The following is a 19,827-nucleotide window of genomic DNA, read 5'->3' on the forward strand; positions in this document are numbered from 1 at the left end:
TATAAATAATGATTGTTAATTTTTTAAAATCGTAGTCATTACTACACTTCTTCGCCCTGATGACGTAATCACCACACTTTTCAATATTCTTTCTTCTCCTTTGGGTACATGCACTCGAATAACATCTCTATATTTGGAATCAAAGTCGTAAGGAATTCTTCCATTAATGGTATAATAAATAGCTGCTCCCTTTACGGGTATCTTATATTTCAGCTCGAAGTTTTCGCCAAGCAAAGTAGTATCCTTTGCTCCTATTGGTTCCGGCACACGGTAAACAGCACCTTTTTTATCTAAATTGCCAAGATGAGTTGCAACCCTATTTTCAGAAAATTCCTCCCAGTTCTTATTCTCCAGTGGTGTCCAGGCAATTTCCGACAATGCGAAAATGCGTGGATAAACCATATACCTTACTTTTTCCGGTGTTTTCAGATATTCTGTCCAAACATTGGCCTGTACACCAATAATGTATTTTTTTTCATCATCGGTCAATTCATCCGGGACAGGATTGTAAGCATATACTTTAGACAATGGAACGTGACCACCAATAGTTAAAGGCTCTTCACTCGACTGACTTTCTTGTTTATCGAAATATAGATACGGACCGGGTGTCATAATTACCTTATGCGAAAGTTTTGCTGCAGCAATCCCCCCTTTGGTTCCTCTCCAGCTCATCACAGTAGCATTGGGAGCCAATCCGCCCTCTAAAATCTCATCCCACCCAATAATCTGTCTACCTTTTTTATTAAGGTATTTCTCCATTCTTTGGATAAAATAAGATTGCAACTCATGTTCATCTTTCAGCTTTTCTTTCTGGATTCTTTTTTGGCAGAATTCACACGTTTTCCATTTGGTTTTCGGACATTCATCGCCTCCTATATGGATATATTCAGATGGAAACAAAGGCAGCACTTCATCCAGTACATCTTGTAAAAACTTAAAGGTCTGTTCTTTTCCTGCACAAAAAACATCGTCAAAAACGCCCCATTCATAAGCTGCTTTAAAGGAAGTCGGATTTTTACCACAAGCCAATTCAGGGTAGGCAGAAAGTGCAGCTAAAGCATGTCCGGGCATTTCTATTTCGGGTACAACGGTAATATATTTAGATGCGGCATAAGCTACCACCTCCTTCACTTCTTCCTGCGTATAGAATCCACCATACCTCTCGTTATCATATTGTTTAGGATTGTTACGCAGATAACCAATCAAGGTCTGGTCTCTGAAACCTCCGATAGTGGTAAGCTTAGGATATTTTTTAATTTCTATCCTCCAGCCCTGGTCTTCAGTCAAATGCCAATGAAAGGTATTTAGCTTGTAATAAGCCAACATATCTATGTATTCCTTGATAAAACTTACTGGAAACAGGTGTCTCGCAACATCCAAATGCATTCCTCTATAAGCGAACCTTGGATAATCTTCAATCTCCAAAAACGGAATATTGGACTGATTGGTATTCACAATTTGTAATAAGCTTTGCAAACCATAAAAAACACCACGTTCTGTTGTTGAGCGTATACTTATTTCATCCTTTTTAACACTTAGCAGATATCCCTCTTCTTTAATAGCTAAAGATTTATCCAGTATCAATTTCAGGCCCGGCCTTTGCTGTAGATCTATAAAGGAAAGCTGACCGACAAATTTTGCAAGACTGTTAGTGTTATTGAACCCCACAAACTCAACACCAATCTTACTAGATAAAGGATAACTTCCATCTCCAATTATTACTTTTACAGGAGCTGGGATAATTCCTAACGAAGTATTATTTTGAGCTGTTAACTGAGTTAAAGATGTCAGCAATAGCCAAATCAAAACACTAATTTTCTTCATATTTTTTTACTTTTTTAGAACCAGTACTAGCGGATAGTGATCCGAGATGATATCCGTATCTTTATTTTTAATCATAAAGACGGATTTGATTTTTGATTTTAACGGAGTACTCACCCATATATAATCTATACGTACATCATTGTCTGGATCATGTTTTACAACTGGGCTTGGCGCACTTTTTTCAAATCTGCTTTTGTTTTTGTATTTCCAGGCATCGGTATAACCTTTATTGATTAACTGACTGATGACCGAGTAATCAAAACCTCCATTATTTACATTCTGGATATGTGCTCTTGTGGCTTCATGAGCAATTAGTTTATCCAACTTTTGTTTGTTAGGATTATAATAGCTACTGTCTTGAGGAGAAAGACTATTAAAATCTCCCATAATAATGGTCTTACTATTTTTTGGAAGTTGATCTAAATGTCGAATGACTGCCTCCATCTCTGCATTTCTTTTGACATACATAAAAGGATTGAGATGTAGATTTACAAATTGACAGCCTGCTATTTCTGCAGAAAGATATCCGTGTAAAAAACCTTCTGTTATGCGTTGCACATGTTCTATAGGATATTTAGAAATAATTCCTGTAGGATAACCTCTTTCCTTAAGCAATACGGCATAAGGATAGGAAAGCTCTTGGGCGAATTTCAGAAAAGTCTCATGGGTGAAATGATTACATTCTTGCAGTGTAAGAACATCTGCCTGTAAAGAATCTACCAGTTTCACAAATAATGCTTTTTTCTCTGCATCTTTCAATCCTTCCAGAATGTTATAGGAAAGTATCTTTAAGCTCTTACTTTTTTTGACATCAGGTTTTCCTGAAGCATACGCCGCCACCAAAAAAGTGAAACAAAGAAGTAGGCATACCCTTTTCCTGACGTTATTTATCTGTTGAAAAAACATAAATAATGAGGTTGAGTATATTAAGTCAATCGCCATATCGAATTCAGCAATAATCCAGCTCAAGAAGTATTTTCAGTCTAGATTATCCTTTTGAAACTCACTAATGGCGATTGACTAATAAACAGATTAATTACTTATAAATAATCTTACGAATACTATTGTTAATATTGTCTGCCACATAGATATCTCCTTTGGCATCCATTACTACATCATAAGGTTGATTGAAAGTTGCAGCATGTCCTAAACCATCACCTCTGCCTGCGGTTCCGTTTCCTGCAATGGTACTTACCGTTGCTTTTGTCCAGTCATTCCCTGCACCCGGAGTTATTTTTCTTATCCTATTGTTAGAAGCATCTGCCAATAAAATATTGCCTTCATTATCGAAATTGAGTCCGAAAATATCTCCCAATTTCACAGTCAAAGGATCTCCCGGAGTTCCATCATCATAACCTTTTGTACTTCCTACAATAGTTGTCATCACTCCAGATTTAGTGATCATCTTAATACGGTTTCCGTCCGAAACAAACAGATTATCTTGCTTATCTATTGTCAATGCTATTGGAAAGGTTAAAATAGAAGTAGTTCCATCTCCCATAAATGTACTTACCATACCAGCTGGAGTAATTTTTCTGATTCTATAGTTATTTCTATCTGCAACAAAAATATTTCCCTCACTATCTACCACACCATCCAAAGCATGGTTAAATCTGGCGACAGATACATTTCCATCAGTAAAACCTAAAGAACCTGTTCCTGCAATTAAGCTTACTGTGCCATCAGGAGCAATTTTTCTGATTCTACCACCATCTTTTTCTATCACAATAATATTTCCTGCAGCATCCATAGTACTTTGCCAAGGAGTATTAAATTGCCCTGGCTTTCCATTGGCATAACCAGAAACACCTGTTCCTGCAAGAGTGCTAACAACACCTTCCGGAGTCATTTTACGAATACTGTGATTAGTTCTGTCGGTGATGATGATATCTCCATTCAAATCAATCAATAATCCATCCGGATTTCTAAATCTGGCATCCAAACCGTTACCATCTATAAAACCAAATGTGGTAGATCCTGCTATAGTGCTTACTATATAATTGGACACTTGTTCTATCACGGTAAATTTAGGACCGTCTATTTGTTGCCCTTTTACAGTAATGGTTACATTGCCTGTAGTTGCATTATCTGGGACAATAACTTCTAATCTGTTTGGTGCAGCTTCCAAAACAACAGCCCGTACACCATTAAAAGACACCACATTTTCGGTCTTAACTTTAGAAAAGTTTCTTCCGGTAATGACAATAATATCTTTGTTTAAGCCCGAAGAAGGATAAACAGAGGTTACCAATACATCTGTTACAGATGCTACATAACCCGATTCTTTTTTATCACAAGCACCTGCCGTTAACAATAATCCTGCTAAGGCAAAGTGAAAAAATCTCATTTTCATCATGCTAATTTTTTAGGAATTAATTTTCTGAAACAATCATCCATGCATGTGCAACCGCCCTTGGTCTTCCATCTGATGGCCTATTTCTAACCTGTAAAATATCTACTTCCGGATTTCGGATCATCATAGTTGCCGAACCACCTCCATCTAAATTGATAGAAGAATGCGTTCCCAACGCATAGAAAATACCTGAAAGATCTGGATAGGTTGCTCCATTGGAATTGTAGAAATTACGACCATCAACAACAATAAAATACATAATATCGTCTTCGGTATAACCTATGGCAATTCTTGGATCCAATGCTACTGCAAAACGTGAGTTGTCTACTTTCTCTCCATTTCTGGTCAACAAGGCCCCACCTCCCGTGGCTTCCTGCAAATCGGCTTTTACTGCATCATATTCATTGGTATATCCAATAATAGGTTTGCCATCTTTCTTAATCCCAATAAAACTTAAGGCTTGTTGTGGCAAACTTGCAGATGGTGTAAAGTTCCCTTTAATAACCACACCATTCTTGTGTAATGGGCCTCTTGGTAAAAAATTGGCAATATCATAGAAGTCACCGTTTACACCACCCAAAACTTTAGTATTGGCATTTTCTATATATTTTGCCATATCAGGAACAGTTTGCCCCATAAAACTAGGAGAATCATAAGGAGTAGCTACTTTCACTTTTACACCCGGAACTTTTAAATCTGCTTTCAGAATAAAAATTCTGGTTGTCAGACCATCTTTCTTGAGGAAATGAATTTCTGTTTCTTCTATTCCATTGGCTACAACAATGGTAGTATCGGTGTAAACTTCGCTTACAATACCAGATTTTTCCAACAATAGTTTACTTATTTCGGATAGGTTTTTGTCTAAAACTTTTTTTGTCGTTTCTTCATCTTTGCAGGCTGTAAAAAAAACAGCATTCAATACCAATAGATAAAGTAAATTTTTTATCGTCTTTTTCATAATATGACCTATTTTCTTAATATCCATCATTAGGTTCTAAAAGTGTATTCAGCAATAACTCTCTTGCCGGAATTGGCAATTTCGTTTGTGCAGCTCTTAAACCAATATCTTGTTGTGCTCGGCCCAATCTCACCAAATCGTACCATCTGAAACCTTCTCCTAACAGTTCTCTTCTACGTTCCAGCAACACTGCATCCAGGTATTGACCTTCATCACTTACACTAATACTGCTTAATCCTCTTTTGTTCCTCAATTCGTTTAGCCGGCCAATTCCTGCCATACCCTGTCCTTCTGCACTTATCAGGTACATTTCTGCCAATCGGGTAACAATAATAGGATCTGAACCTGTTTGTCCGCTTGGGTACTTATTGATGACATCTAAACCGGAATAGGTATCTACAGAGATTGCCCTGCGTTTGTCTGTAGCATCAAATAGATTCATTACCTCCGTTGTTGGCTTATAGTTGTAGCTTCCACTAACCGGGTGCGCATAAGTATAAAACAAAGTACTTAGGTTAATACTTGATTCTATCGTTTGGTTCAAGAAAGAAAAGATAACTTCTGTATTCTGTTGGGACCTGAAGATCTTTTCAAATTCATCCAATTGGAATCTGCCAGAAGTAATCACTTCCTCAGCAAGTAAAACAGCTTCTCCTTTTCTCCCCTGAACCAGTTTTGCTCTGGCCAATAAAGCCTTTGCTGCATCTTTAGATGCGTAATAATAACCTCCAAAAATTGGTGCTTTATCTATGGCTAATTGCAATTCTGTTTCTATGAAACTCCAAACTTCTGCTTCTGTATTTCTTGGAAGTTTTTGTGTGGCTGTACTATTGATAATAGGTACTCCGCCCCATCTTGTTACCAGATTATAATAGGTGTAACCTCTGAAGAAATGTGCTATCCCTAAAATCTCTTCTCTTCTGCTTTCATTTTGCATATTAGCAGTAGAAGCAATTAAATTATTAATCTGATAAATGGCAGCATAGTAACCGTTCCACTGCGATGCAATATTTCCATTTTCTGGTTGCAGGATATCGTTTATCATTTCCAGATAACCGCCTAAACCAGAAGCACCGCCTCTTACCAAATTACCACCAATAATGTCAAACATTACATAAGAAGAGTTGGTGGGTGTATTTTGTACCCTATTGTAAACTCCGTTTACAAAGGCTTCTATATCTTTTTCGCTCAAGCTTTCGGTTGCCACTTGCGAATGCGGATATAAGTTAAGACTGTCTTCACATGATGAACAAATCATCAGCGCAAGCATCATATATAGTAATGAAATGTATTTTCTCATGATCTTAGAAATTTAAATTAACACCAAAGTTTATAGTTCTTGGCTGAGGCGGAAGTAAGAAATCCTCTCCCATAGTTGTTGGCGACAAACTAATATTTACTTCAGGATCCAACAAAGGATAATTCGTTATTAAAAACAGGTTGTCTCCTTGTACATAAACCCTCATTTTGCTGATCCCCACTCTTTTCAATATCTGCTGGGGTAAGTTATACCCCAATGCAAAAGACCTCAATCTGAGATAAGACCCATCATGCATAAACCGTGTTGAATAAGATGATGACGAGTTAACTGTATTGCCCCAAATAGCTCTTGGAATTGTATTAGACGTTCCCGGCCCCGTCCATCTGCCTTGAGCCTGTGATTCCAGCATAGGCCAAGCACCATTCCCTAAACGATAACCTCCTATCCAAGTTTGATAGATGTCATTCCCATAAGAGAAATTCATAAAAAGGCTTAGGTCAAAATTCTTATAGGTAAAAGTATTGTTGAAACCTCCCGTAAAATCTGGATTGGCAGACCCCAAAATCTGACGGTCATTTACATCAATCTTCCCATCTCTATTCACATCTTCATATTTCACATCACCAGCCCTAATTCCTAAATCGTATTGCGCTTGTGGTACTTCACTATCATCCTGATAAACACCTAATTGCTTGTAGATATAAAAACTTCCTACTTCTTCACCAACCTTAAGCACATGTGTTCTGCCTATTAACAAAGGCTCATCATCTATTAAAGAAGTTAGTTTGTTTTTAATGAACGCTATGTTAAAATCAGACTTCCATAAAATCGGACCTATATTGGCAGTTCCGTTAATAGCAAATTCCAATCCGTGATTGCGCATAGAACCAATATTGCTGATGATACTTGTAAAACCCGAAGTTCCCTCTATCGGTTTACTATACAAAAGGTTGTTGGTATTCTTAACAAAGTAATCTACTGTAAAATTCAACATACCTTTAAACAAACCTAAATCTATACCTGCATTAAACTGAGTCGCCTTTTCCCAAGTCAAATCGCGGTTACCGAAACTAGCTATAGCAATACCACTTTTGTTATTGTAATTGTAACCACCTCCTGTCAAAGCCTGATAAGCAAAAGCATTTACCCCTTCAATATTACCTGTTGCTCCATAACTGGTTCTTAATTTCAAATCACTTTTAGGCATATTCCAGAAAGGTTCGTTAGAAATTACCCATCCTGCAGAAGCAGCAGGAAAGTAGCCGTATCTATTTTCTGGTGCAAAACGAGATGATCCATCAGATCTTAAAGAAAGATTTAACAAATACCGGCCTTTGTAACCTAAATTTGCCCTACCAAAGAATGACTGCATACTGGTAGCATATAAATTGGTCATAGCTTCAGTATACTCTGCTGCTACCACATTTACATCAAAAGATGGTGAAGGAAAATTCTGTCCCTCAACCCCTATTAAGGTATTATTTACTTTTTGAAAGGAATGTCCTAATAGGAAATCCAAGTTCAAATCGTTTACCTGTTTTTTATAGTTTGCAGTATTTTCAAAAATGATATTTGTTTGTAACTTCCTATCATCATACAATTTACCCACTCCAGCACCATAAGGATGTGAGTTAGTGTAATACACATAGTCTTGCGTATGAATCAAATCTGAGCCAAAAGAAGATTTTAGGGTTAATTCTTTATTCAGTTTAATATTTACAAAAGCGTTTGCTAATAAGCGATAATTGTCTAAATAAACCTTTTCTTCGTTAATAGCCTGTATCGGGTTATGATTCAATAGCTCATTGGTTCCACCTACATAATATGTCCCATCTGGCTTGTAGGGCACATCAAATGTACGTTGTTCCAGAGCTCTAGGAATTAAGTTTGTTCCCAAGTTGTAACCAGATGGAACGCGGTTATTATTAGAATAGCTAAAGTTGGTATTTACACCAAAATCTAACCATTTATTTACCTCGTTAGACAGGTTTACTTTTGCATTGTATTTTTTAAAGCGATTGCCAATAAAAACACCTTCCTGATCTAAGTATCCTCCAGAAACATAATATTTAGATTTATCTGTTCCCCCTGCAATAGACACATTTAGGTTACTGGCTATAGCTGTTCTGGTAATTAAATCTAACCAATCTGTTGCTGGCCTATTTGGGTATGGATTGGTTATTGGCGCAACAAATTTACCATCACCCATGGTAAAACTATTTTGGATATTATAGTTGTCAATAGCCTCATTAACAACTTCTACATATAAATCCGGATCGGCCATTTTCAAATTATCCAATCTGGTCAGATTCTGTATTCCGGTATAAGCATTTACAGAAATGGTAGATTTCCCTTTAGTTCCAGATTTTGTGGTAATAATGATAACGCCATTAGTAGCTCTTGACCCATAAATAGAAGCTGCTGCTGCATCTTTTAGTACATCTATAGATTCTATATCATTAGGGTTTAATTCTGATAGGGCGTTCATGCTTTGTCCAAAATTACCCAAATCTGCATCTGATGGCGTAACCGGAACTCCGTCTATTACATACAAAGGTTCGTTACTTGCCGAAAGTGAGCCTACACCTCTAATGCTCACCCTATTTTTACTTCCCGGAATACCGGATGCAGCTGTTATCACCACACCTGGAATACGCCCTTGCAACATTTGGTCGGGTCCCAAAACTGGTCTTGCATTCAGTTCTGTGTTTTTAAAAGTGCTGATAGCACTTGTTACATCGCTTCTTTTTTGTGTACCATAACCTATTACAGTAATTTCGTTGAGTGCCTGTAACGATTCCCTTAGCACTATATCGATAGTTTTTTGCCCATTGTAGTTTATTTCCTGCGTTATAAATCCAAGATAAGAGAATATAAGTGTACTGTTAGACGTTACCGCTAATGTGTAATTCCCGTTCACATCTGTCTGTGTTCCTTTGCTTTCTCCTTTGACAGTAACACTTACCCCTACAAGAGGATTACCATCTTTATCTACCACTGTCCCATTTACAGGCAAATTAGCCTGCAGTTCCTTTTTTTCTTTTACAATTACTGCCTTGTCTTCCAGTGCATATACAAAAGGTTGATTTTTAAAACATAAATCAAGGACATCTTTTAACTCAGCATTCTGCACATTAATAGAAATAGGATTTGCTTTTTTCAGCAAATTGAGGTTATAAATAAAATCGTAACCACTTTGATTACGGATTTCTTTAATGATCACATTAAGTGAAACATCTTTCTTATTCAGTGTAATCTTTTGAGCAAAACTCTTGGCACTTACCTGAAATATTGCTGCTGTTAAAAAAACTATAATCAGCTTCATAATCAGTAGTATTTTGTATAATGCATGGGTATTACTTCCACGTATTAAATGTGGTTTTAAATTCATAAATTTGAACTGTTTGGGTTAGTAAATTTTTATCTCAAGTAAATTTTTAGTCTGATGATTCAGATAAGTAAATCCGAACTTTATGATCAGAAGTGCTTCGACTCACTTCTGATCTTTATCGGAAATATGTAGAAATACTATTTCATAACATACACCCTCCTTCCCTTACCAAAGGCATCCCCTGGCTCGATTTTAAATTTCACGTTTCCTGTTGATTCTATAATTTTCAATAAAGCTGATATGTTTCTCTGCATAGATATTTCTGCCCCAAAAGCCAAGCTAGCATCGGGTTTAAATTGATAAACTACCTCTACATCATACCAACGAGCAATTTTCCCCATAATCTCTTCTAAACTTCCGTTAAACTTGAAATAACCATTTTTCCAAGCTACCACTTCATCTAAATCAACCTTATTATTAACCCGAAGACTTTGACTGGTAAGCAATGTCTGCTGCCCAGGATGAAGAATTTCAAACATGTTATGTTTATTAGATAAGACTTTAACTTTTCCTTCTAACAATGTTGTTGTTATGGCTTTATCTTCGGGATAGCTACTGATATTAAAATGAGTTCCCAACACCCGCACTTCCTGTTGATCGGTTTTAACTATAAAGGGATGTAATGGATCTTTTGCTACTTCAAAATAGGCTTCGCCTGCTAATTCTACATACCGCTGCCCTTGCTCATTTAAGGTTGTACTATAGGTTAAACGGGATGCCGAATTTAGTACCACCAAAGTTCCATCCGGCAAACGCACCTGATAAGTTTCTCCATTTGCCGTTGAAAGTGTATTTAACTGATAAACACTTTTATTCCCTTTTATTTCATAAATCAATTCCCCATCTTCTGTTTTGGAGATTTCTATTCCTGATTCTTTGGCTATTTTTCCGGTCTGGGCTTCAGAAAGATTAATTTTTTCGCCATTGGCCAAAATCAATGTCGCTGAGTTTTTTCCGGGAGCAATATCATTGGTATAATCTGCCATTTGCTGAGATGCTGAATCCGGTGTTTTATAATAGTTATATACACCTATGGCAACAGCACAAATAATTGAAGCAGCCACAGCTATTTTAGGCCATAAATACCGTTGCTTTTTGGCAAGAGGTATTCTTGCTTCTATCTCTGCTAAATCTTTTTGAAGATCCTCTTCAGAAATCTGATACTCTGGAAAAACAGTTGCCGATACCCAGTCCTCCAGTAATTGTTGCTCGGCTTGGGTACAACGGTTTTCTTTATATTTTTTTAATAAATCTTGTAATTCGCTTTCGTTCATGTCCGACACCTATTTGTGGTATTTTGTTGTTAGTCGAACAAGATGACATGAAGGGTTAAAAGAAAATGAAAATAATTTTAAAAGTGGGTTAGGAATATCAAAAACAGCATTGGCCCAAACTTAGCCTTTAGAATTTTCAGCGCATGCTGTATATGACTTTTAACCGTTTCTTCGGAAAGACCTAATTCTTCAGCAATCTGTTTACGAGTATAATAATGCTTCCTGCTTAAATTAAAAACCATTCTCATTTTAGGAGGTAAAGCATCTATTTCCTTTTCAATAATTTCAGACATCTCTTTATATCTTACCGGATAATCAGTAAAATCCTCATTCGTTTCTTTAAAGCTTTCAAATGTTTCTACATATTTAGCCGATACTTTTTTACGAGAGAGTATATCCAATATTTTATTTCTGACTGCGGAATGCAAATAAGTGGATAAGGAATATTTCAAGGACAGGCTTTCATGATTGATCCATAACGAAAGAAAAATCTCATGCACAATATCTTTAACCTCTTCCCTATCACCCAATCTCTTAAAAGCAAAAAGATAAAGCTGTCGTTTATATCTATGATAAATTTCAGTATACGCCTCCCGATCACCTAACTGTAATAAACGAGCCAACTCATCATCCGAAAGCATACTATAATTAATCATTCTATTTTGATTGCAATAATAAATCTTTAATATTAAATGCTGTGAAGATATAAGTAAACATAAAGTTAACTTTTACTTTTTACAACTGATATTTATAATGGTCTCCTAAGATACAAATATCTTAGAATTACAAAAACTCACTTCTTATATTTCAAGAAAGTTTAAAAACCGGAAATTCCCGCCATCACACCTTTCAAGATTACAAAAGTTTAAATAACTTCTATTCCAATATTCCTATTTTTGTATAAATACTTAAACAACTCTGCATTCATGGAAAACATGTCGATATATAAAACAGCAACTTTAGGTGGTGGATGTTTCTGGTGTACTGAAGTCTTCTTTACAACATTAAAAGGTGTAACAGCAGTAAAACCCGGCTATATGGGAGGGGCAACTGCTAATCCCACGTACAATGAGGTATGTACAGGAGAAACCGGCCATGCTGAGGTTATCCAGATCACTTACAACCCGGAAATAATTTCGTTTCAGGAGTTATTACTTATTTTCTTTAAAACCCACGATCCTACTACATTAAACAGACAGGGAAATGATATTGGCACCCAATATAGATCTGTAATTTTTTATTCCTCAGAAGAAGAGAAACAACAAGCAGAAGCAATGATTAATCAGCTTCATAAAGAGCAAGTTTTTGATTCTGCCATAGTTACGGAAATAAGTCCGGCCAGTAAGTTTTATGTTGCAGAAGATTACCATCACAATTATTACGTAAATAATCGCAGTCAACCTTACTGCCTGGCCGTTATTCAACCTAAGGTATTAAAGTTTGCAGAAAAGTTTAAGGATAAGATTAAGCCAGAGCTCTTATAATTAAGAAATCAGCAAACAAAAAAGGGTTATCCACCATCTGACCAGACAGACAGGAGACAAACTCGAGACAAGCTCGGGAAGGATTCGTGACATGTCCGGGTTTTCTTTCACAACTCTTCGACAAACCTTCGACACGAAGCGAAGAATGTTCGGAAATTGTCGAAAGCCAGGCTAGCATTATTGAAGATTCCCTGAGGACATCTCCGGGAATTGTCGAACATTACTGCAAGCTTACTCGAATCTGTGTCAGGCCAATCTCCTGCCAATCTCGAACCAAGTGTACAAAATCGCGGACTTTAGCGGAGTATGACGGACTTTCACGGACTTAAGGAAGATTTTTATAATGGGAACTTACAGTAGAAAACACTGAATATTTTAGGAAAATCAATATAATCATAAATTAATTGATGACCAAAATAATCGGTTTAGGTATAAGATTCAGCTGGAATTATTTAGGGATTTGTATGCAACCGCTATTACTTTTTATCATAATGGCCTTTAGCAGAAACGATAGTAACGATAACTTTTTCTTCGACAACTTTATAGATAATCTGACCTTTACGATTAATTCGTCTCGACCAATATCCAGAGTAATTATATTTTAATAATTCGGGTTGACTGGTACCGATATATGGTATTTCTGATAATTCAACAAATATTTGTTCAATTTCCCTCAAAATTGTTGTATTACCCATTTTATGGTGATAAGCAAGATGCTTTTTAGCCTCTTTAGAAACCTCTACAAAATACTTCCCCATATATTGTTGATATCCTTTATACGGATAACACTACCTTCTTTCGCATCTTCAATTCCTTTTTTCAATGTTTTAATGTTTTCTGAATCCAGGAACCATTTATCACCACTAGAGCTGGGATTTTCTACGTCTGAATAAGGGATACCTACAGCATCAAGAATTTTAAGAAGCATTTCACGTTTACTTTTACTTTTTATTTCAATAGTAATCTTTTGCATACCAATACTTTCTGCCTTTAATTACGAATATAATTATAATCTTTAAAAAAGGGAAAGCACAAACTCTGATCAGAAGCCAGATATGATTATCAATCGCCTTTTTGCTGATTAAATAGCCAGAATAGTAAATCCTTTTCAGCAAAGGCACTATCCCAGCTATTATGGTTGGCATTTGGGTATATTGTAAAACGAGGATTGGCTCCTTGTTTTTTTAATTCTGCTACAATATTTTCAGAGAATATGGGGCTTACTATATCATCTTTCTCTCCATGGAATACCCAGAGCTTCACTTTATGTGCGTACTTTCTAACCTTAGAAATGTTATCGCCTCCACATATTGCTACCGCAGCGGCTATTTCATCGGGTTTTCTGCGTAACATTTCCAGCGTTCCCATTCCGCCCATGGAAAGCCCCATTATATAAATTCTATCTGGATCTATATATTGTTCTTGTTTTATGCTGTCAAAATACTTTGATAGTAGTGACATTGATTTGGTTGGCTTCCCTCCTTTCCTGAAGAGGAAATGTCTCTTGCCTTGCTCATCGGTTTTTATTTTAACGTTTGCCCAATAGCTATCAGCGGCACATTGTGGAAAAACTACTATGGCAGGAAAGGCTACTCTATTTTTAGAATCAAGGAACAGGCTGCTACCGTGTAGTAATTGTTTTTCATTGTCATTTCCAGACTCTCCTCTTCCATGTAAAAAAATCACTAAGGGGTATTTTACGTTTTTATCAAATCTTTCGGGATAAAGTATTCGAAGTGGTAAGGTCTCTTTATTAACCACAAAGTATTCTTTTTGAAAAAGCTTTTTGTCTTGTGCGAATAGCGCAAGCGGAACTACGCAAAGAGTGATTAACAATACCTTTAACTTCATTACTTATTCGAATTTGAAACCGGCTTCTTTTACATGTACAGAGCTATTCCCTACAAATACTTTAAAATCTCCCGGTTCGGCTACAAAATCTAAATTGGCGTTGTAAAACTTGAGTGTTTCTTCTGTTATTTCAAAGTTTACGTTTGTGGATTCTCCTGCTTTTAAAAACACTTTTTTAAACCCTTTTAGTTCTTTAACCGGTCTTGTTACGCTCCCTACCATATCTCTTATATACAACTGTACTACTTCTTCTCCGTCGTACTTTCCTTTATTGCTTAGGGTAACTGATATTTCTATTTTGTCTCCTGTTTTAAAATTTGTCTTATTTAATTTCGGAGGGGTTATTTCGAAGGGACTATAGCTTAAACCATATCCAAAGGGATAAAGGGGCTCATTGGTTACGTCCAGATAGTTAGACCTGAATTTTTGAAACCATGGCCCTTCTAAAGGCCTTCCGGTATTTTTATGATTGTAATATAAGGGTACCTGTCCTACATTTTGCGGAAAGGTCATACTTAATTTTCCGGACGGATTAACGTCTCCAAACAACACATCTGCAATTGCGTTTCCTGTTTCTGAACCTCCGAACCATACATTTAATATTGCGGGTACATGTTTGTCTTCCCAACTCAAATCTAAGGGTCTACCGGTAAACAGAACTAAGACTACTGGTTTTCCTGTTTTCAATAGCTCTTGCAGCAATTGTTGCTGATTTTCTGGTATTCTGATATCGGTACGGCTGGAACTTTCTCCTGACATTTCTGAGCTTTCTCCTAATACCGCAATAATGACATCTGATTTTCTGGCTATCTCAAGTGCTTCTTTTAGCATAGTATCTTTACCTCTGTTATCGCGAGGAATTTCACGACCAAACATGGTTGCTCTTTTCTGATATTCTTCATCGTCCAACAAATTGGTTCCCATAGCATACGATATTTTAGCTTTGGTTCCCAATGCATTTTCGAGACCTTCTTTTACAGCAATTGCTTTGCTTAAATCTGTTGAAACGCTCCATGTTCCGGGCATATTTTCTCTTGTATTTGCCAACGGCCCTATCAAGGCTATGCTTCCTTGTTTTTTCAAAGGCAATACATTTTCATTTTTCAATAGTACAAAACTCTTTCCTGCTACCTCACGGGCAAATTTCAGGTTGGCTGGTGTATAGATTTCTGTTTTTGCGCGTTCTTCATCACAATATTTAAAGGGGTCTTCAAACAGACCAAGTTTATATTTAGCTTCTAATACTAAGCGACAAGCGCGATCTATTTCCTGAATGGATACTTTACCTTCCTGATAGGATTTTTTCAGGGTGGTTAGAAAGCCTTCGCCTACCATATCCATATCTACTCCGGCTTCTAATGCTTTGGCAGAAACTTCTTGTAAATTGCCAAAACCATGGTCTACCATTTCGTTTATTCCGGTGTAATCGGTTACTACAAAACCGTTAAATTTCCAGTCTTTTCTGAGCAGATCTGTTACCAACCACTTATTAGCGGTTGCGGGAATGCCGTCTATCTCGTTAAATGAGGTCATTACGCTTCCTACTCCGGCATCAACCGCAGCTTTATAGGGCAATAAATATTCATTATACATTCTATGTTTGCTCATGTCCACAGTATTATAATCTTTTCCTGCTTCGGAGGCGCCATATAATGCAAAGTGCTTTACGCAGGCCATTAAAGTATTGGCTTTGGACAGATCGTCTCCCTGATAACCTTTCACCATCGCTTTGGCTATTTCTGCTCCAAGAAAGGGGTCTTCTCCATTACCTTCGGATACGCGCCCCCATCTGGGATCTCTGGATACATCTACCATAGGCGAGAATGTCCAGTTTAACCCATCGGCACTGGCTTCCTGTGCTGCTATTTTGGCTGTTTTTTCTATCAAATCCATATCCCAGCTACAGGCTAGCCCTAAAGGAATAGGGAACGTGGTTTTATAGCCGTGAATTACGTCCATTCCAAAGATCAATGGAATTTTTAATCGGGTTTCTTGTACGGCTAGCTCTTGTGCTTTGCGAATTTTTTGAGGGGTAGCCAGACTAAAGAAACCTCCTACTTCTCCATTTTTAATCTTTTGTTCTATATTGGAGTTTACTTTGGTTCCGGTAACGGCATCTCCTCCTGTTAATAAATTTAATTGTCCAATCTTTTCATCGATGGTCATTTTGGACATCAGATTGGTGATAAATTTATTCATTACAGGGTCTGTTGCCGACATTGCCAGCGTTTGCTTTTCTACTTTATTTACCTTAGGTGTACATGCTGCTAAAGCTATTATCCCGGCATATACGGTCTTTCTCAAAAAACGCTTCATCTACTTATTTTTTTAGGTATGTACTTGTAAATCCCAATTTTCTTAATCCTTGTTGTACATCTGTTGCATTCATGAACAAATCCCAAATAAAACTGTCTTTATAATTCTGGATCATGACTACAATGGGCCCTTGATCTATGGCTAAGTAACGTTGTGGATACCATTCTTTTGTTTCGCTATAAGCATCGTAAAAGCCATATTTACCCCAAACTTTATCTCCCAGATTATCTCTGAGATAATGGATAAAACTCATGCTCTCTGTGGGTGTGTAGGCTATTGATGATATTGCGGCTGTTGGTGATATTACTCCTGCGGGGTCATTATCCGGATGATGTGCCATATAACCTGTGGTTGAATAACTGGCTGTCCAGCCCCAACCTTTATCGGCACCGTAACCTTTATATTTTTGAGGATTTTCTTCGGCATAGGCTATATTAATTTTAGTATGGTTGGTGACAACATCTTCGTAATTGGCATAAGCGTCTGAAAGTCCTTTTGGATTTAAGCCCAGAAAGGAATAATGTGACCAAAACAGGGGACCTACCTCTCCTTCTTTTGCATTGTGTTTTAACACGGTAGGGATTCCGTATTTGGTTGCTGATGTACGTATAGCTCCATCTCTTGCCCAACCTTTATGATAAGTTTTGGCTGGAATAGGATGTGTGGGCGATGCTGCTGCCATAATATAAGTAATAAGGCATTCATCAAAACCCTGGATTTTATGGTTCATTCCCCAACCGTTATTTTTACTCCAATGCCAATAAAGTACATCTTTACCGTTACGGTAAAAATCCCAGTTAATCCCCCTCCATAAAGAATCGGCTGTATGAGCGACTTGTTTTTCTGCCTCTGAACCATTTTTATAATATTCACGAATGCAGATTAACGCTTCTGCCATAAAAGCTGTTTCTACAATATCACCGCCATCGTCATTGGCACTAAAGGCTTTTACCTTTCCTGTATCACCAAAATACCAATGTGACCAGGCCCCCTGAAACCGCTCGGCTCTCCCCAAAAAGCCCAGTGCTTTCTGAAGGTGTTGCAGCCCGTCTTCAGGGGTAATATATTTATTGTGCATGGCTACCAGTATTGACATTAAACCAAAACCACTTCCGCCAATAGTGATTACGTTTTCATCTTTTTCCGGATATATTCCATCTACATGGATACGCTCGCGGGCTAAACCTGAGTTTGGTTCTGCCCCATCCCAGAAGTATTGGAAGGTTTGTTTTTGCACTGTATCAAGAAGCTCTTTATCTGACAGTTGTTTTGTATTGCTGCTATTATTTTTCGAAGGTTCGCATGCTGCAATTAATATTGTCCCTAATAATAAATACCCTAAAACCTTGTTCATCATCACTCTATATATTCTAAATTCAAAAACTAACAGACCTTAGTCTATTTATAACTTTCTCTTAAATTGCAGGACTTTGAAACCCTAATTTTGTTAGTCCATTTTTTGCTTCCGGACTGCTCATAAATAAATCCCACAGTAAACCTGATCTATAATTCTCGATCATAATAACAATGGGGCCTTGATCTATGGCTAAAAAAGAATTGGCAAACCATTTTTCCTGTATAGAAAAGGAGTCTACAAATCCGTATTCTTTAAATAGCTTATCTCCTAATTTGTAATAGAAAAAACGTAATGCCTTCATAGATTCTTCGGGAACATAAGGCAAAGAGGCTATAGCTGCTGTTGGTGCTATAAAACTTTTATCGTTTGTGGGGGAACTTGCTGTATAACCATTTTTAATATCACTGGCTGTGAGCCCCCAACATTCATCGCTATAGCCTGCAAATTTATTGGGGTTTTCTTTACAATGATTATAGTTAATTAATGCGTGTGCCCGTGTTTGCTGTTCGTAGTTAGCGTAAGCGTCTGACAAGCCTTTAGGGTTAATTCCCAAAAAAGAGTATTGGTCTAAAAACATTGGTCCTCCTTTTTCTGCTCCTAAAGGAAGTTGAATTCCGTAATATGTTTTTCCGTTTTTAAAGTTGGCTCCGGCTGCCCATCCATTATCGTAAACTGATTTAGGTATTCCGTGTGTTGCGGAACCTGCTGCCAGCACATAGGTTATCAGGCATTCGTTATATCCTTTTATCGGCAAATTCATTTGCCACTGATAATTAGGACTCCAATGCCAATACAACACATCTCCTCCGTCTTTTCTAAAGAAATCCCACTCTACATTATTATAAAGATCGGTTATATCTGTCCTTAACTGTGTTTCTTCTGTTGATGCCGCTTTAAAGTATTGTTTGGCTGTGATTAAGCCCTGCATCAACAGGGAGGTTTCTACCAGATCTGCTCCGTCATCTTTTTCACTAAATTTAAGTGCAGCTCCTGTTGTTCCGTCCAGCCAGTGCGAAAAGGCTCCATGAAACTTTTGTGCATCGTTTTTCAGAAACGACACTATTTTCCTGATTCTTGCAAAACCTTCTTCTTTGGTTATCAATCCTCTTTCTATACCTACAATAATTGCCATGACTCCAAAACCACTTCCTCCACTGGTTACTAAATTCCCAGAAGTGTTACGTTCTCTGGCTAAACCGCTTACCGGATGCCCGAAACCCCAGAAGTATTTGAAGGTTTGTGTCTGTACTAAAGTCAATAGCTCCTGGTCTGAGATACGAGGATATTTATCCTCTGAACTCATTCCTGCATTTAAGGTTATGCTTAGCGGATTAATTAATTTCCCTCCTTTTTTTGTGGGTAATGATCCTGAAATGCTTAGTGTATAGGTAGAAAAAGATTTTAAATCGGTTTGTAAATTTAACTGGATCTTCTTTCCTTCATTGCTAACGTTAAATTCCAATTTAACAGGCTCTCCGCTATCACTCTTCAATACGATATCTTTATCCAGATTTTCTGTTTCTACTGCTTCTGTAAAATCAAACACGATTATCGGCCGCATTCCCAAAACATTGTAAGATAGGGTACCATTATATTCCCCATCAACGGTAAAAGAAACTGAAGTATCTTTTATTTGAGGCACTTCCTTCTTAGAACAGGCAATTGTTAATAATATTAACAGCGGAAAAAAATATCTCATAAATAATTTATAAAAGCAAAGAAGCCGGACTTTTACGTCCTATAGCTCCTTTGCGTAGC

15 protein-coding genes are annotated in these 19,827 nt (G+C 37.2%); 1 reads left to right on the plus strand and 14 read right to left on the minus strand.

Annotation, left to right across the window (positions count from 1 at the left end; all coding sequences use genetic code 11):
• Window positions 1-15: 15 nt before the first annotated feature.
• The 8 genes from ACFSAH_RS13570 to ACFSAH_RS13605 all read right to left on the minus strand — a co-directional run bounded on the left by ACFSAH_RS13570 (window position 16) and on the right by ACFSAH_RS13605 (window position 11,717).
• Complete coding sequence (locus ACFSAH_RS13570; RefSeq protein WP_379663285.1) at window positions 16-1,824, minus strand: beta-N-acetylhexosaminidase; 1,809 nt, start codon at window positions 1,822-1,824, stop codon at window positions 16-18.
• A 6-nt stretch (window positions 1,825-1,830) separates the two neighbouring features.
• A complete protein-coding gene (locus tag ACFSAH_RS13575; protein ID WP_379663286.1) occupies window positions 1,831-2,664 on the minus strand; it encodes an endonuclease/exonuclease/phosphatase family protein in 834 nt (277 codons plus the stop codon).
• Window positions 2,665-2,860: 196 nt separating this feature from the next.
• Window positions 2,861-4,180: an IPT/TIG domain-containing protein gene (locus ACFSAH_RS13580; RefSeq protein WP_379663287.1), complete on the minus strand. Its 1,320-nt coding sequence runs from the start codon at window positions 4,178-4,180 to the stop codon at window positions 2,861-2,863.
• 16 nt (window positions 4,181-4,196) lie between these two features.
• On the minus strand, window positions 4,197-5,135 hold the full coding sequence (locus tag ACFSAH_RS13585) for a phosphodiester glycosidase family protein (protein ID WP_379663288.1): 939 nt from the start codon (window positions 5,133-5,135) through the stop codon (window positions 4,197-4,199).
• A gap of 16 nt (window positions 5,136-5,151) precedes the next feature.
• Window positions 5,152-6,435 (minus strand): RagB/SusD family nutrient uptake outer membrane protein, encoded by a 1,284-nt coding sequence (locus ACFSAH_RS13590; RefSeq protein ID WP_379663289.1) that lies wholly within the window; start codon window positions 6,433-6,435, stop codon window positions 5,152-5,154.
• Between the two features lie 4 nt (window positions 6,436-6,439).
• A complete protein-coding gene (locus ACFSAH_RS13595) occupies window positions 6,440-9,787 on the minus strand; it encodes a TonB-dependent receptor (RefSeq protein ID WP_379663290.1) in 3,348 nt (1,115 codons plus the stop codon).
• Between the two features lie 137 nt (window positions 9,788-9,924).
• Window positions 9,925-11,061 (minus strand): FecR family protein, encoded by a 1,137-nt coding sequence (locus ACFSAH_RS13600; protein WP_379663291.1) that lies wholly within the window; start codon window positions 11,059-11,061, stop codon window positions 9,925-9,927.
• 77 nt (window positions 11,062-11,138) lie between these two features.
• Window positions 11,139-11,717: an RNA polymerase sigma factor gene (locus ACFSAH_RS13605; RefSeq protein WP_379663292.1), complete on the minus strand. Its 579-nt coding sequence runs from the start codon at window positions 11,715-11,717 to the stop codon at window positions 11,139-11,141.
• A gap of 279 nt (window positions 11,718-11,996) precedes the next feature.
• On the opposite strand from ACFSAH_RS13605, the gene msrA reads away from it, so the two are divergent.
• A complete protein-coding gene (msrA, locus tag ACFSAH_RS13610; protein WP_379663293.1) occupies window positions 11,997-12,545 on the plus strand; it encodes a peptide-methionine (S)-S-oxide reductase MsrA in 549 nt (182 codons plus the stop codon).
• A 476-nt stretch (window positions 12,546-13,021) separates the two neighbouring features.
• On the opposite strand, the gene ACFSAH_RS13615 is transcribed toward msrA, so the two are convergent.
• The 6 genes from ACFSAH_RS13615 to ACFSAH_RS13640 all read right to left on the minus strand — a co-directional run bounded on the left by ACFSAH_RS13615 (window position 13,022) and on the right by ACFSAH_RS13640 (window position 19,768).
• A complete protein-coding gene (locus ACFSAH_RS13615; RefSeq protein WP_379663294.1) occupies window positions 13,022-13,303 on the minus strand; it encodes a Txe/YoeB family addiction module toxin in 282 nt (93 codons plus the stop codon).
• Window positions 13,285-13,518 carry a hypothetical protein gene (locus ACFSAH_RS13620; protein WP_379663295.1) on the minus strand — a complete coding sequence of 78 codons (234 nt, stop codon included), beginning with the start codon at window positions 13,516-13,518 and terminating at the stop codon, window positions 13,285-13,287. Before ACFSAH_RS13620 ends, ACFSAH_RS13615 begins: the two co-directional genes overlap by 19 nt.
• A gap of 89 nt (window positions 13,519-13,607) precedes the next feature.
• Window positions 13,608-14,396 carry a carboxylesterase family protein gene (locus ACFSAH_RS13625; protein ID WP_379663296.1) on the minus strand — a complete coding sequence of 263 codons (789 nt, stop codon included), beginning with the start codon at window positions 14,394-14,396 and terminating at the stop codon, window positions 13,608-13,610.
• A 3-nt stretch (window positions 14,397-14,399) separates the two neighbouring features.
• Complete coding sequence (bglX, locus tag ACFSAH_RS13630) at window positions 14,400-16,712, minus strand: beta-glucosidase BglX (RefSeq protein ID WP_379663297.1); 2,313 nt, start codon at window positions 16,710-16,712, stop codon at window positions 14,400-14,402.
• Between the two features lie 4 nt (window positions 16,713-16,716).
• Window positions 16,717-18,066: a glucoamylase family protein gene (locus ACFSAH_RS13635; protein ID WP_379663372.1), complete on the minus strand. Its 1,350-nt coding sequence runs from the start codon at window positions 18,064-18,066 to the stop codon at window positions 16,717-16,719.
• Between the two features lie 61 nt (window positions 18,067-18,127).
• Window positions 18,128-19,768: a glucoamylase family protein gene (locus tag ACFSAH_RS13640; RefSeq protein WP_379663298.1), complete on the minus strand. Its 1,641-nt coding sequence runs from the start codon at window positions 19,766-19,768 to the stop codon at window positions 18,128-18,130.
• Window positions 19,769-19,827: the final 59 nt, after the last annotated feature.

This window comes from Pseudopedobacter beijingensis (assembly GCF_042678145.1).
In the GTDB taxonomy this organism is placed as follows: domain Bacteria; phylum Bacteroidota; class Bacteroidia; order Sphingobacteriales; family Sphingobacteriaceae; genus Pseudopedobacter; species Pseudopedobacter beijingensis.